Here is a 13,796-nt window from a genome sequence, read left to right on the forward strand (position 1 = left end):
ACCAGCACAAGCATCGGACGCGAGGGCGCGATCTGCGAATACATCAAAATCATGCAAATCTCCCCGGTTCGAGCGACAATGCGCAGCTTATAAATGCATCGCGGGTGATTTGCAACATGACAAGGGCGTGAGCGGCGTTGTTACGCCGCTTTTAATGCGCGTCGCCGCCAAGCGCCGCTGCGGAAGGTTTTTTTAGAACCATCACCAGCAGGCTCAGGCCGAAATAGAACACGGCCAGCATGAAGAAGGCGTCGCCATAGCCCATCACCACGGCCTGGCGGTGCACGATCTGCGACAATTGCTTCATCGCCATCAGCGCGGCGTCACCCATGCCCTGCATGCGCTGGATGAACATGTTGAGAGTATCGACCGCGGCGGCGTTGCCCCAGGTGACGCGGTCGTGCAGACGCGAGATATGCAGGTCGGTGCGCTGGTTCAGCACCTGGTTGATGACGGCGAGGCCCACCGCACCGCCGAGATTGCGCGTCAGGTTGAACAGGCCCGAGGCGTTCTTCACCCGCTCCGGCGCCAGCGTGCCGAGCGCGATCGTGTTGGTCGGCACTATCACCAGCATCAAGCCGGCTCCGCGCAAAATCTGCGGCAGCAGCAATTCGTAGAAATCATACTCTTTCGTCATCCAGGTCATCAGGTACGAGCCGAGCGCGAACAGCACAAGACCGATCGCGATCAGGTAGCGCACGTCGTACTTCGCCATCAGCCGCCCCACGACCGGGGCAGTGAGGAACATGGCGATACCAGAGACGAACATGGTCTCACCGATCATCATCGGGCTGTAGCCGCGCACTTCGGCGAGGTAACGCGGATACATATAGGTGAGGCCGTAAAGGCCGACGCCGACGCAGAACGAGATCAGGCAGCAGAGGCTGAAATTGCGGTCGGTGAAGGTCCTGAGGTCGACGATCGGCTCTCGCACGCTGAGCACGCGCCAGAAGAAGGCGATCGCCGAGATCGCACAGATCGCGGCGCAGACCGCGACCGAGGTGTCTTCCAGCCATTGCGACTGCGGTCCCTCCTCCAGCACATATTCGAGCGTGCCGAGGAAGCCGGCCATGAACAGCAGGCCCCACCAGTCGAAATGCTCGAGCAGCGCGAAATTCGGCTTGTCGAAATCGCATAGCACCCACACGCCGATGGTGATGCCGATGCCGGGAACGATGTTGATGAAGAACAGCCAGTGCCACGACATCGTGTCTGTAATGAAACCGCCGACCGTCGGCCCGATCGTCGGCGCCAGTGTCGCGACCAGGCCGATGATCGGAGCGACGATATGGATTTTCGAACGCGGAAACACCGTATAGGCGGATGCGAACACGGTCGGGATCATGCCCGCGCCCAAAAATCCCTGGATCGCGCGCCACACGATCATCTGCTCGATAGTCGAGGCAAATCCGCAGAAGAAGCTCGCGATGGTGAAGCCCGAGGCGGAAATCGCAAACAGCAGACGCGTGCCGAACGCGCGCGACAGGAAACCGGAGAGCGGGATCGCAATCACCTCGGCGATCAGGTACGAGGTCTGCACCCACGACACTTCGCTGGAACTGGCGGAAAGGCCGGCCTGAATCTGCTGCAGCGATGCCGAGACGACCTGGATGTCCAGGATCGACATGAACATCCCGAAGACCATGATGAGAAACGCAAACAGCCGCCGCCGCGGGATGCGCTCGTCGGCCGCTGCGTTCATCAGAGAAGGCGCTGCGGTGGTGGCGTCGGCCATGGTCAGCTCGGCACAGGCGCCGGGTTTTCGCCCGGGGGCTTCAAGAATAATTACTGCGGTTGAACCATCCCGGGCGCATCGAGGTCGGCCTCGCTGTCGGCGTCGGCTGCGCCCTCGCGGGTGTCGACGGTGGTGTAGACGGACATGCCGGCGCGCAGCAGGTTCTGCTTCGCGACTTCCTTCGGCACGCGAATGCGAACCGGCAGCCGCTGCACGATCTTGGTGAAATTGCCGGTGGCGTTGTCCGGCGGCAGCAACGTGAACACCGATCCCGCCGCCGGTGAAATGCTGTCGACGACGCCGGCGAATTTGCGATGGCCGTAGGCATCGACCGAGATCTTCACCGGCTGGCCCGGACGGATGCGCTTGAGCTGGGTTTCCTTGTAATTGGCGTCGATGAAGACGTCGTTGAGCGGCACCACATTGGCAAGCCGCTGCCCGGCCTGGATGAAATCGCCGGCATTGACGAGCCGATTGGAGAAGGTGCCGTCGACGGGCGCGCGCACCGAGGTAAAGGCAAGGTCGCGTTCCGCCTTGGCAAGCTGGCTCTGCAACTCCACGAGCTGCGCGCGCGCCTCGGCCTGCTGCGCCTTCGTCACCTCGACATTGTCGCGCGCGGCGTCATAGGCCGCCTGCGCCGATTTCACCGCGGCGAGGCTCTGGTCGCGGCCGGCTTCGGAGACCTCGAAGGCGGCGCGTGAGGCAAAGCCCTTGGTGCTCAGCGCCTGCTGGCGATCGAAGTCGAGGCCTGCGCGCTTCATCGCCGCTTCCGCGGAAGCGAGCTGCGCCCTGGTCTGCTCGACAGCGCTTTCGAGCGCCGTGACCTGACGGCCGATACGGTCGATGGTGGCCTGCTGGGTCGCGATCTTGCTGCGCGCGGCTTCCACCGCGATGCGGTAGTCGCCGTCGTCGATCCTGAAGATCACGTCACCGGCGCGAACGAGCGAATTGTCGCGGGGCAGGATAGCCGCGACATGGCCCGATACCCGGGCGCCCAGCGTGGTGTTGTTGGCGCGAACGTAAGCATCGTCCGTCGAGACATAGAAGCGCCCGACGAGAACGAAGTAGACGGCGTATCCGATCGCGGCCAGCGCGAGCAAGCCGAGCGCGCCGATCATGACGAATTTGCGCTTGCCCGGTTTCGCCGCCGGTGCATCGACGGACGCCGCGGCTGGCTTTTCAGTTGCGGGAGCGCCGGGCGGCTCCGCGGGACGACGCCTGGTTTCTTCCGCGACGTAAGTCCGCAACTGATCGGCGAGCTGAGAGCTCGCCTCAGGCGCGGCTTCGTCCTGAGCCCCGTCCGGTTCGGCGCGAACGACGCGTGCGGCCTGGTCTCTCGCTGCGGCCATTACCGGCCTCCCATTTCAAATGTCGCGATGCATGAGGCCACAGAAACCCGCCGCAGTGGCGCCTCAAACTCAAAATATCATTGACCGAACGGTTCGGTCAAGCTAGGTTGCTACCGTACCGATCATAAAGCGAGAAAAGACTTCCTGCTATATCCCGGGTTGAATTCCTGCGGGAGAAGATAAACCAATGGTTGCACCCACGGCAAACACGTTTCATCCCTTAGGTGAGGAGGACAGTTCGAAGCGCCGCCAGATTTTGGACGGCGGGCGAAAGGTGTTCATGGATCTGGGCTTTGATGGGGCCAGCATGAACGAGATCGCGCGGTCGGCCGGCGTCTCCAAAGGCACGCTTTACGTTTACTTCGCCGACAAGAGCCGGCTGTTCGAGGCCATCGTCGAGGATGACGCGCTCGAAAAAAGCAAGATCGCGTACAATCTCGATCCCAAACGCGATGTCGAAACCACGCTGCGCGAATTCGGCCGAACCTATATCGGTTCGATCTGCCGGCCGGGCGGCGGTTCTTCGATCCGCACGGTAATGGCAATCGCCGAGCGGATGCCGGAGGTCGGACGCCAGTTCTACGGCAACGTGCTGGCAAAGACGGTCAACCGCCTCGCCGAATATCTGCAGGCCCATGTCCGATCGAACGATCTTGCGATCGACGATTGCGGCCTCGCCGCCGCGCAATTCCTGCAGATGTGCCAGGCGACGCTGTTTCTGCCGTTCGTGTTTCAGGCCGAGCCGGCGCCATCGGCAGAGCGCATCGCGCACGTGGTCGACAGCGCGACGCGGATGTTTCTGGCGACATATCGGGCGAAGCCTGCGTAAGGCCGGCCTCGCCTTCCCGTCATGTCCTAAAACCTGTACGTAGCGCTCCCCAGCACGGTGCGGCCGATGCCGAAGAAGCAGTCGCCGCGCGCCAGGCAGGTCGTGACATGGCGCTTGTCGGCGATGTTGCTGGCATTGACCTGAAACCGCCACGGGCGGGTTTCATAGCGGATCATAGCGTCGAACAGCGTATAGTCGGGTGTGCGGATGGCGTCGGCGCCGTCCCAGGACTCGCCGATATAGCGCACGCCGCTGCCGATCGTGACGCCCGGCAGGCCGAGCGCGGTGAGACGGTATTTCGCCCATAGCGAGGCTTGGTGCTCGGGAACGGTTTCGACACGCTTGCCGGCATTGTCACCGCTTTCCACCCGGGCGTCGAGGTGGGAATAGGCGCCGATCAGATCGAGATCCGGCGTCACGCGGCTGATCACCTCGAGTTCGGCGCCGCGAATCCGCACCTGGCCGGTCTGGACCGAGAACACGGAGCCGCCGGGATCGCTCGCCAGCCGGTTCTTCTCGGTGGTGTCGAAAATCGCGCCGTTGATCGCCGTGCCGGGCATTGGATTGTACTTGAACCCCAGTTCCACCATTTCGCCCTGCTGCGCCTTGCAGGTACCGCCGACGCAGGCGGAGCCGAAGACCGGCGTGAACGACTGCGCATAGGTGACGTAGGGCGTCAGCCCGAACGGCAGTTCGTACATCAGTCCCGCGCGGCCGGTGGTCGCCTTGGTGTCCTCACTCGGCGATCCCTGCACATTGTTCCCAACGAAATCCTGACGAACGCCGAGAACGGCCAGCCACGGTCCGAGTCGCATCTGGTCCTGCGCATAAAGCCCAAGCTGGCTTTGCCGCAGGTCAGGCTCCGGCGAAAGCACTGGTGGGGTCACAGCCGTATAAACCGGGGCGTAGAGATCGAACGGTGTGGTGTCGTAGCCGGAGCCGGATCGCGCGCGCTCCTTGAGAACGCGGTAGTCGAGGCCGACCAGCGCCTTATGGAGCACTGGGCCGGTGCCGAATTTCAGCTCGATATTGCTGTCCGAGGTCAAACTGTCCTTGCTGGTTTCGCGGCTGTAGATAAAGCGCTCCACGGTGCGCCGCGTCGGATCGAGAAACGGAAAATTCGGATTCGGCGGATCGTACGGATCGCCATAGACGTTCGGGTAGGCCGACCGGTGAATGCCTTCGACATGCGCGAAGCGAACGTTCTGCCGGATCTTCACGGCGTTGTTGACCCTATGCTCGAACAGGCTGGAGACCGCGCCGGTCTCGGTCTGGTACTTCTCGAAGTTCGGATCGCTGGCAAAGCGCCGCACCGGGATCAGGCCGTTCGGCCCGGGATACAGCGTGCCCTCATGCGGCAGGAATGCCGTGGAAACGCCGGTGTTGTCCTTCTGATACGTGCCGAGCACGGTCCAACTGGTGTTGTTGGTCGGCCGCCAGGTCAGCGATGGCGCCAGCACGATGCGATCATCAGGCACGTAATCGGTCTGCGAATTGCTGTCGCGGAGCACGCCGATGAAGCGATACAGCCACTCACCGTCCTTGGTCAGCTTGCCGGTCGAATCCATCAGCACCTGCTTGCGGTTGAAGCTGCCGAATTGCACGCCTATTTCGTTGAAGCTTTCCGCCTGCGGACGTTTCGAAATCAAGTTCAGAAGGCCGGCCGTCGAGGTGTCGCCATAGAGCACCGACGACGGGCCACGCAGAACCTCGATACGCTCGATCGTGTAGGGCTCGGGCCGCCATTCGTTGAACTGCCACGTGTTCACCATGCGGGTGCCGTCGAGATAGATATTCGGGTCCTGGCCGCGGATGCGCGGGTAGTCGCCGCGGGAATCCGGCCCCAAGGCGTCGGCGAACACGCCGGGCACGTAGCGCAGCGATTCCTGCACGGTGACCGCACCCTGATCGGTGACGCGATCGGCGGTAACCACCGTGATCGATTGCGGCGTTTCACGCAGCGGCGTGTCGGTTTTGGTGCCGGTGCCGCTCTGGTTGGCGAGATAGCCGCGCACCGGGCCGGTGCCCGTTTCCGCGCGTGCGTCGGCCGCAGCCGCGGCATCGGGCGCTGTCTGCGCGCGCTGCGCCGCGCGGCGGCTCGCCGCAGAGCTGGCTTGCCTGGGCGCGGGGCGCGATCGCGCGGCCGGCGGACGTGAGGGCTGGTCGACGACGACCGCCGGCAATTCTCGCGCGGACGATTGCGCCTGCGCCGGCGTTACGTCGATCATCGCGGCGAGAATCGGCAGCGCGGCGCCGAGCCATCCCGCGGTCTTCAAACTTGCAGTCATTTCCAGTCCTCATCGCTTTGCGCGGGACCAGTAACAAGCGTGACCACTGCGATGAAGTGCGAGAAAGATACAACGGCGGGTCAATCACGCGTTTAGAATTAGTATTGCTCCAGTCTGCTGGATGCGGCGATCAACCAAATTAGAATCAGTCGAAGCAAACAGCGCAAAAAATTGTGATGACGCGCGATGGATGATTTCGCGCGAGTACACTGAGCGACGTGATTGTTGCCGATCACCTGACACAACAGCAAGAGTGCCGTCCGCCATCATGCTGTGGTGCAGCAGCAGTCGCAGGGAACCGGCCAAAGCATCAGGAACGACCAAAGCATCCGGAACAAAATGATGTCGTCCTGCGTCAGGAATCCATAAACCCAGGAGGTTCAGATGGGACTTTTCACGAAAGACATCAAAACCATGGAAGACATGTTCGTTCATGGCCTGCAGGACATCTATTATGCCGAGCACCAGATCACCAAGGCGTTGCCGAAGATGATCGAGAAGGCCACCAACCGTGATCTCGTGGCCGGCCTCAAATCGCATCTCGAAGAAACCAACACCCAGATCGAGCGCCTGGAGAAGGTGTTTCAGAAGCTCGGCAAGCAACCCAAGGCAGCGGACTGTCCGGCGATCGACGGGCTTATCAAGGAAGCCGAGACGATCACGGCGGAAATCGACGACAACGCCGTGCTTGACGCCGCGATCGTGGCAGGCGCGCAGGCGGTCGAGCACTACGAGATCGCGCGATACGGCACGTTGATTGCCTGGGCCGAAGAGCTCGGCCATGACGACGTCGTTCGCTTCCTCACGACCAACCTCAACGAAGAGAAGGCCGCCAACACCAAGCTCAACACGGTCGCGCTTCGCAAGGGCGTCAACAAGAAGGCCGTGGCCTAGGAACCAAAAATCCGCTGGATAGTTGTCTCTCGCTCGGAGGCAGGGATGATGTCCGCAAAGGGTGCACTTCTTTGGATGACCGGCGTTCCGCTGTCGATCATTCTGCTGCTCGCACTCTTCCTGCATCCCGGCTGACGCGTTCGTTAGCAACGCGTCAGATGCCGGGGTTTTCGATGCGGTGCGTCGTCACCTCAACCAGCATACGACTCCCCTCACCTCACGGCAGACCGCGTTAAGGCATCGCGGTCGACTTCGATGCCGAGCCCAGGCCCGTCGGGCACGGCCACGACCCCGCCTGTGTGTTCGATCGGCCGGGTCAGGATAGCTTGGCGGATCGGATGCTCGGTCCGGTCGAACTCCAGGATTGGCTCGAGCGGCACCAGCGAGCGCGGGGTGTGGGAGGGCAGAACGGCAAGGAGCTGAAGCGATGCGGTGATCGCAATTCCGGTACCCCAGACATGCGGGTTGTACCTGACGCCGAACGCCTCCGCCATGTCGGCAATTTTCTTGCATTCGGAAAGGCCGCCCGCCGCGCAGGTATCGGGCTGGATGATGTCCATCGCGCGTGAAACCAGCACATCTCGAAAGCCGAACCGCGTGAATTCGCATTCGCCGCCCGCCACCGGAATCGAAATCGCCGATTTCACCTCGCGGTACCCCGCGATGTCTTCCGGCGGCACCGGCTCCTCGAACCATCCGATGTCGTAACGCTCGATCATCCTGCCGAGACTGATCGCCGCCGTCGCATCGTAGGCGTGGTTGGCATCGACCATCAGCGCTATGCCGGGGCCGATCGCCTCGCGCACCGCGCGCGTCACGGCGGCATCCTCTTGCACGCCGAAGCCGACCTTCAGCTTCACCGCCTTAAATCCGTCGGCGACGTAACCTGCCGCCTCATCCGGCAGATAGCGCAGCGGATCGCCGGATTTGCGCCGGTACAGTCCCGTCGCATAGGACTGTACCTGGCTCCGGCTCGCACCGCCGAGCAATTGGTGGACGGGAACACCGAAATGTTTTCCCTTGATATCCCAGAGTGCAATATCAATGCCGCTCAAGGCTTCGATGACGACGCCTTTCTGGCCGTGATCGCGCAGCGCGGAATAGACCTTCTGCCATAGAAAATCGGTCCTGAGCGGGTCCTCGCCGACCAGCAAGGGCATCACGCTACCGACCGCGGCTGCGGTGATCCGTGCCGGGCCGTAGCATTCGCCCCAGCCGGTCAGGCCGTCCTCGGTCTCGACTTCGACCACCATGGCAGTGCGCGTATCGTACCAGGCGCGCGAGTAAGCAAATGGCTCTGAGAGGGCCGCTTCAAGGACGTGGGCGCGAACGCTCCTGATTTTCATGACTGCTCTCCCCGCGGGACTTCCGATGCAGCCCGCTTGGATACAACAATAGCGGACCGGTCAAAGCGGAAAACCCCCGACGGCGCAACGCGAGGTGCGGGCTGTCGGCCGGACCGCGGGTCGCGCGATGGAGCGGTGGCGGACAACCTGCTAGAACGGCAGCCGGCAAACGCTATCCCACGGGTATATCGATGACGGCAGGCCGCCCATCGCTGATCGATCTCTATCACAGACTGCGCGAGGCCTGGTCGGCGGAGACGGGCGGAAAGTGGCGGTCCGACAATCCCGCGGCTGGACAATGTTCCGTGACGGCGCTGGTGGTCCAGGACGAATTGGGCGGCGAGATACTGAAAACAGACGTCAACGGCGCCTGGCACTTCTACAATCAGATCGAAGGGCGGCGCGTCGATTTCACCATGAGCCAGTTCGATAGCCCGATCGGCTATGATGACCTCCCGAGCAACCGACAGGAGGCGTTCGGCGACACCTCCGCAGCGCAATACGAACTGCTTCTTGGACGGATGCGATCAGGTTGTTGACCTCTCGAAACCTGCGGCTCGTGCCCCGGACGCATGAAGGATGTTGACGCCAAATGACCCGTATCGCCTTCATTCTCGTCTTGCTCTTCACCGCGCCCTGGGAAGCAGCCGAAATCGTTGAGGTGAAAGATCGAGGCCCCGTCGACCTCGCGCGGTTCACCTGCCAGGACGTCACCCGCAGCAGCGTCATCAGCCGCGTATGCTACGACGGCGAAAGCCGGCACATGCTCATCCAGCGCCACGCGGTCTATCATCAATATTGCGATGTGCCGAAGGACACCATCGATGCGTTTCTGAACGCGCCTTCGGTGGGCCGCCACTTTTAACGCAAGCATTGAGACGGCCGGCCGCGAAGGCAACCGGCCTTACGGCTGTCGGCCCGGCAAAGCGCCGTCATCTCAGTGACGTCCCGCCTGCCCATTGTGGCCCGCGTGTCCTCGCGCCTCCGTGATTTGACAATTCATCTACTTTTGTCAAATTCGTCAAATGGCCCCGCGTACCCGCATTCTCGATGCCGCGATGCTGGTGTTTCGCCGGCACGGTTTTCGGCGCTCGTCGATCGAACAGGCGGCGGAAGCCGCCGGGCTGACGCGGCAGGCGCTCTACCATCATTTCAAATCCAAGGAAGCGCTGTTTCGCGCCGTCATCGAACGGCTGCATGAGGAGGCGCTCGCCGCCGAAGTCGCCGCGGCCGGCGCCGCCGAGAAGCAAGGCGGCAGCCTTGCCGATATTCTCGTCGCATCGGTCTCCGCCAAGCTCGGGCAATTGGCCGCTTCGCTCGACGGCTCGCCGCATGTCGAGGAGCTGTTCTCCGAGCATCTCCTGCAGGCGCGCGACCTCTATCAGAAATATGCCGCCGCCTATGCGGATCAGCTCGACGCGACGATCACACGCGTTTGCCGCAAGCAGGGCCTCGTTCTCAACGCGGGCATGACGCCACGCGATCTTGCGCGATGCGTGGAGATGGCGGTCAACGGCGCCAAATCCGCCTACCCCGCGATGCAGCCGGCCGATGCCTTTCTGAAGGATCTGGAAGTCATGTTGCGCACGCTGATCGCCGGGGCCGTCGGCCCGGCGAAGCCGCCGCGCGGGGCCAAACCGAAGCCAGCCAAAAAATCCGACAAGAAATCCGCCCGCAAACCTGGAGATCGCAGATGAGCACCATGACGATCAACGGCAAGCTCGCTCCCCTCCCCGACGATCCCGATGCGTTGCTGGTCGACGTCGTGCGCGACGCGCTCGACCTCACCGGCACCAAGCTTGTGTGCGGGGCCGGCGTCTGCGGCGCCTGCACGGTGCTGGTCGACGGCGAGCCTGCCGTGAGTTGCCTGATGCCGGCTCGATCAGCCGCGGATCGAAACGTGACCACGGTCGAAGGCATCGGCGCGGAAAAACTTCACCCGGTGCAGAAGGCCTTCATGGCGCACGACGCCCTGCAATGCGGCTTCTGCACGCCGGGCTTCATCGTCGAGGCCGCGGCGTTTCACGATTCCTGGCGTGCGGCCAAGGGAACGGCGGTGCCCTCGCGCGAGGAAATCGGCGCGGCGCTGTCGGGGCATCTCTGCCGCTGCGGGGCCTATGACGGAATCTTTCGCGCCGTGGCGGATGCCTGCGCCGGCCGCTTCGACGGCGAGGAGTTCGTTCCGCCCCGCATGGAAGCGCGCGACAAGGTGACGGGATCGGCAAAGTATACCGTCGACATCCATCATGACGGCCAGCTCGAAGGCGTGATCCTGCGCTCACCGTTCGCGCATGCGCGCATCGGTGAGCTCGATCTCACCGCCGTGCGCGCCATGCCGGGTGTAAGCGCGGCGATCTCGCTGCTCGGCGACGACCGGATCGTCCGCTTCGTCGGCGAACCGATCGCGGCGGTCGCGGCCAGAGATCGCAAGACGGCGCTGGCCGCCATCGCTGCCATCAACCTCGTAAGCGAACGCCTGCCGTCGGTGATCGGGCTCGATGAAGCGCGCAGGGCCGATGCGCCCGTCGTGTTCGAAAAATCCACGCGCAAGAAGGCCGGCAACGTCTCCGAAGGAGCCGGTGCGCCGGCTTCCTGGAAAGGCAACATCCGCGGCCCCTCGGCGGCGTTCTCCAAGAAGCCGAAGAAGGTGCGAAGCTGGATCGACAGCGCGCGCTCCGCAAACAATCCGCTGCTGGTGGAGGGCACCTTCCGCACCGGCACGCAACAGCATGCCTGCCTAGAGCCGCATGCGGCGGTCGCGCGGTTCGACGGCGACCGGCTCACCGTGCATGTCTCGACGCAAGCCGTGTTTCACCTGATGGAGCTGATCGCCAAGCGCTACAAGCTCGACCACGACAAGGTGCGCGTAATTGCCGACCATGTCGGTGGCGGCTTTGGTTCGAAGGCTGCGCTTGGCGTGGAAACTACCACCGCGATTGAACTGGCACGCGACGCCAAGGCGCCGGTACGCGTCGCCTACGATCGGCACGAGGAGCTTTCGGTCACCGGTTATCGACCGGCGGCGGAGATGAAGGTCGCACTGCTGCCGTCCGACCAGGGTAAATTGAAAGCGCTTTCGTTCGTCGCCTATGCCGATACGGGAGCTGCGACCAATTCAACCATCGCGGCACTGGCGCGCCTGATTTATCCGGCGGAAGGAAAGGAGCTCGCCGATTTCGACGTCATCAGCAATTTGCCGGCAGGCGCACCCTTCCGCGGCCCAGGCGGGCCCCCAATGGCGTTTGCGCTGGAGCAGGCGATCGACGAAGCGGCGGTGCGCATGAACATTGATCCGATTGCGCTGCGTAAACGCTGGGATCCCGATCCCAACCGTCAGCGGCTGTACGATTGGGCTTCGAGCCTCGAGGTCTGGCGCAACCGCAAGCCGGTCGCCGCGCAAAGCGGCCGTTATCGCCGCGGCGTCGGCGTCGCCACCGGCTACTGGCTCTATCTATGGCAGCCTGGCTCGAAGGTCGAAGTAGCCGTGAAGGGTGGACGCCTGATCGCGAGTACCGCGACGCAGGACATCGGCACCGGCACCCGCACCGTGATCGCCAATACGCTCGCACGCGAGTTCGGGCTGGAGCCGCATGAGGTCGAGGTCCGGATCGGCGATTCAAAGCTGCCGGAAGGGCCGGGCTCGGGCGGCAGCCGTGTCACCGCTTCGGTGATCCCGCCGATGCTGCTGGCGATCGAGCAGTTGAAAGCCGCGATCCAGCAGAACGCAAAACGGCAACCGGTCCCCGGCTCCAACGCGCCATGGCGCGAAATGCTCGCGGCCTCGCCCGACCTCTCCGCATCAGGCGTGCGGCCGGAAGACTCCAGGCGGATGGCGCCGGGCATCCAGTCGCCGCTCAAGCAGGCCGGCTTCATGGGTTGGATCTTCGGCTGGATGATGCGGCGCTTTTCCAATCTTGCGATCGGCGCCGGCGTGCCGAGCTCGGTGCAGGTTGTCGAACTCGAAATCGATACCTGGCTCGGCCATGTCAGCGTCGTCAACGTTCATACCGGCATCGCGGTCGGCAAGATCGCAGCGCCGGCGCTGGCGCGAAGCCAGGCCACCGGCGCGGTCATTCAAGGCATCGGCTACGCGCTCTATGAAGCACGCGAGGTCGATTCCCGCACCGGCGACGTGCTCAGCGGCGGCATGGAGGACTATCGCATTCCCGGCATTGCGGACACGCCCATGATCGACGTGCATTTCGACCAGGGCGGATTCGATCACGTGCTCGGCGGCAGTGTCGGCATCGGCGAGGTCGCAACCGTGCCGACTTCGCCCGCAGTCGCCAATGCCATTCACCACGCCACCGGCGTTCGGCTGACCGAGTTGCCGATCCGCCCTGACCGTCTCGTCGCCGCGCTCAAAGGGAGGGCCGCCGCATGACAGCATCAGCCATGACTTCGACGCAAGCCGGCGAATTCCGCGCCGCCGGCACCGACCTCTCCGAGCGGCGCCGCAGCGGCGTCTCGACGGGGCCGTTGATCGATATTGCCGCCACATCAGATACGATCGGCATGCATTGGGGCGCCGACGGCAGTGTGCGCCTCGGCGCCTTCACCACCATTGCCGCCATCGCGGCCGATGCACGCCTCGCCGCGGCGTATCCGGGCATCGCCGCATCCGCGCAAGGGTTGGCGACGCCGCAGGTCCGTCATCTCGCGACCCTCGGCGGCAATCTCGCGCAACGTTCGCGCTGCTGGTATTTCCGAAATCCGCACATCGCCTGTCTCAGGAAGGGCGGACCGGATTGTCCGGCGCGGTCCGGCAATCATCTCTACCACGTCGCGTTCGACCTCGGCCCCTGCGTGGCGCCGCATCCCTCGACGATGGCCGCGGCACTGCTTGCCTATGATGCGAAAGTGATGACCGACCAACGGAGCGCCCTGACGATCGGCGAGCTCCTCGGCGACGGCCGCAACGGCGGCTCCGACAACGCGCTGCTGCCGGGCGAGATGATCAAGAGCGTCGAGCTTCCTTCACCGCTACAAGGCGAGCGCGCGCTCTACAAGCGCGCGATCAGCCGCACACATTCCGAATGGCCGCTGGTCGAAGTCTGCGCCCGCGCCGTGGTGAAAGACGGCGCATTCCAGTTCGTCCGCCTCGCCGCCGGCGGCATCGCCCCTGTGCCGCTACGGCTTGCGGCTGCGGAAGCTGCGTTGCAGGGCAAGCAGGCCAGCGCAGCGAATATCGCTAGCGCCGCCGAGCAGGCGACGGTGGGCGCGAAGCCGTTGCCGATGACGGGCTACAAGCTCGATCTGCTGAAGGGCGTAGTGCGGGATTTATTGGAGAAGATTGCAGAGTGAGCGTGAAGATCTCGTAGGATGGGTAGAGCGAAGCGAAACCCATCGTTACGC

Annotated in this window: 12 protein-coding genes; 7 read left to right on the forward strand and 5 right to left on the reverse strand. The window is 63.5% G+C overall.

Annotation, left to right across the window (positions count from 1 at the left end; genetic code table 11):
* Positions 1-151: 151 nt before the first annotated feature.
* Together KJQ96_RS17310 and KJQ96_RS17315 are read right to left on the reverse strand one after the other, a co-directional pair.
* Complete coding sequence (locus KJQ96_RS17310) at positions 152-1,735, reverse strand: DHA2 family efflux MFS transporter permease subunit (protein ID WP_213287794.1); 1,584 nt, start codon at positions 1,733-1,735, stop codon at positions 152-154.
* A 50-nt stretch (positions 1,736-1,785) separates the two neighbouring features.
* Positions 1,786-3,084 (reverse strand): HlyD family secretion protein, encoded by a 1,299-nt coding sequence (locus tag KJQ96_RS17315; protein ID WP_213287795.1) that lies wholly within the window; start codon positions 3,082-3,084, stop codon positions 1,786-1,788.
* 187 nt (positions 3,085-3,271) lie between these two features.
* Here KJQ96_RS17315 and KJQ96_RS17320 point away from each other — a divergent pair, with 187 nt between their 5' ends.
* Positions 3,272-3,913 carry a TetR/AcrR family transcriptional regulator gene (locus tag KJQ96_RS17320; protein WP_213287796.1) on the forward strand — a complete coding sequence of 214 codons (642 nt, stop codon included), beginning with the start codon at positions 3,272-3,274 and terminating at the stop codon, positions 3,911-3,913.
* 26 nt (positions 3,914-3,939) lie between these two features.
* Here KJQ96_RS17320 and KJQ96_RS17325 read toward each other — a convergent pair whose 3' ends face one another.
* Together KJQ96_RS17325 and KJQ96_RS17330 are read right to left on the reverse strand one after the other, a co-directional pair.
* Complete coding sequence (locus KJQ96_RS17325; RefSeq protein ID WP_213287797.1) at positions 3,940-6,201, reverse strand: TonB-dependent siderophore receptor; 2,262 nt, start codon at positions 6,199-6,201, stop codon at positions 3,940-3,942.
* An 84-nt stretch (positions 6,202-6,285) separates the two neighbouring features.
* Positions 6,286-6,636, reverse strand: a complete 351-nt coding sequence (locus tag KJQ96_RS17330) for a hypothetical protein (protein ID WP_213287798.1) — start codon at positions 6,634-6,636, stop codon at positions 6,286-6,288.
* Here KJQ96_RS17330 and KJQ96_RS17335 point away from each other — a divergent pair.
* Positions 6,586-7,095, forward strand: coding sequence for a ferritin-like domain-containing protein (locus KJQ96_RS17335; RefSeq protein ID WP_213287799.1), 510 nt, complete (start codon positions 6,586-6,588; stop codon positions 7,093-7,095). The genes KJQ96_RS17330 and KJQ96_RS17335 overlap by 51 nt on opposite strands.
* Positions 7,096-7,307: 212 nt before the next feature.
* On the opposite strand, the gene KJQ96_RS17340 is transcribed toward KJQ96_RS17335, so the two are convergent.
* Positions 7,308-8,441 (reverse strand): mandelate racemase/muconate lactonizing enzyme family protein, encoded by a 1,134-nt coding sequence (locus tag KJQ96_RS17340; RefSeq protein WP_213287800.1) that lies wholly within the window; start codon positions 8,439-8,441, stop codon positions 7,308-7,310.
* Between the two features lie 191 nt (positions 8,442-8,632).
* On the opposite strand from KJQ96_RS17340, the gene KJQ96_RS17345 reads away from it, so the two are divergent.
* From KJQ96_RS17345 to KJQ96_RS17365, 5 genes are all read left to right on the forward strand, one after another.
* Positions 8,633-8,980 (forward strand): hypothetical protein, encoded by a 348-nt coding sequence (locus tag KJQ96_RS17345; RefSeq protein ID WP_213287801.1) that lies wholly within the window; start codon positions 8,633-8,635, stop codon positions 8,978-8,980.
* A 53-nt stretch (positions 8,981-9,033) separates the two neighbouring features.
* Positions 9,034-9,306, forward strand: a complete 273-nt coding sequence (locus tag KJQ96_RS17350) for a KTSC domain-containing protein (protein ID WP_213287802.1) — start codon at positions 9,034-9,036, stop codon at positions 9,304-9,306.
* A 160-nt stretch (positions 9,307-9,466) separates the two neighbouring features.
* The gene (locus KJQ96_RS17355; protein WP_213287803.1) at positions 9,467-10,138 is read left to right on the forward strand and encodes a TetR/AcrR family transcriptional regulator; all 672 of its coding nucleotides are present in this window, start codon (positions 9,467-9,469) and stop codon (positions 10,136-10,138) included.
* Positions 10,135-12,825: a molybdopterin-dependent oxidoreductase gene (locus tag KJQ96_RS17360; protein ID WP_213287804.1), complete on the forward strand. Its 2,691-nt coding sequence runs from the start codon at positions 10,135-10,137 to the stop codon at positions 12,823-12,825. Before KJQ96_RS17355 ends, KJQ96_RS17360 begins: the two co-directional genes overlap by 4 nt.
* Positions 12,822-13,745 carry an FAD binding domain-containing protein gene (locus KJQ96_RS17365; protein WP_213287805.1) on the forward strand — a complete coding sequence of 308 codons (924 nt, stop codon included), beginning with the start codon at positions 12,822-12,824 and terminating at the stop codon, positions 13,743-13,745. Before KJQ96_RS17360 ends, KJQ96_RS17365 begins: the two co-directional genes overlap by 4 nt.
* The last annotated feature ends 51 nt before the right edge of the window (positions 13,746-13,796 follow it).

It is taken from the genome of Bradyrhizobium sp. sGM-13, assembly GCF_018398875.1.
Taxonomy (GTDB): domain Bacteria; phylum Pseudomonadota; class Alphaproteobacteria; order Rhizobiales; family Xanthobacteraceae; genus Bradyrhizobium.

Excerpts from the sequence above, each read along its gene's own strand:
- KJQ96_RS17310 (WP_213287794.1), bottom strand. The coding sequence starts at position 1,735 with ATGGCCGACGCCACCACCGCAGCGCCTTCTCTGATGAACGCAGCGGCC.
- KJQ96_RS17315 (WP_213287795.1), bottom strand. The coding sequence starts at position 3,084 with ATGGCCGCAGCGAGAGACCAGGCCGCACGCGTCGTTCGCGCCGAACCG.
- KJQ96_RS17320 (WP_213287796.1), top strand. The coding sequence starts at position 3,272 with ATGGTTGCACCCACGGCAAACACGTTTCATCCCTTAGGTGAGGAGGAC.
- KJQ96_RS17325 (WP_213287797.1), bottom strand. The coding sequence starts at position 6,201 with ATGACTGCAAGTTTGAAGACCGCGGGATGGCTCGGCGCCGCGCTGCCG.
- KJQ96_RS17335 (WP_213287799.1), top strand. The coding sequence starts at position 6,586 with ATGGGACTTTTCACGAAAGACATCAAAACCATGGAAGACATGTTCGTT.
- KJQ96_RS17330 (WP_213287798.1), bottom strand. The coding sequence starts at position 6,636 with ATGAACGAACATGTCTTCCATGGTTTTGATGTCTTTCGTGAAAAGTCC.
- KJQ96_RS17340 (WP_213287800.1), bottom strand. The coding sequence starts at position 8,441 with ATGAAAATCAGGAGCGTTCGCGCCCACGTCCTTGAAGCGGCCCTCTCA.
- KJQ96_RS17345 (WP_213287801.1), top strand. The coding sequence starts at position 8,633 with ATGACGGCAGGCCGCCCATCGCTGATCGATCTCTATCACAGACTGCGC.
- KJQ96_RS17350 (WP_213287802.1), top strand. The coding sequence starts at position 9,034 with ATGACCCGTATCGCCTTCATTCTCGTCTTGCTCTTCACCGCGCCCTGG.
- KJQ96_RS17355 (WP_213287803.1), top strand. The coding sequence starts at position 9,467 with ATGGCCCCGCGTACCCGCATTCTCGATGCCGCGATGCTGGTGTTTCGC.
- KJQ96_RS17360 (WP_213287804.1), top strand. The coding sequence starts at position 10,135 with ATGAGCACCATGACGATCAACGGCAAGCTCGCTCCCCTCCCCGACGAT.
- KJQ96_RS17365 (WP_213287805.1), top strand. The coding sequence starts at position 12,822 with ATGACAGCATCAGCCATGACTTCGACGCAAGCCGGCGAATTCCGCGCC.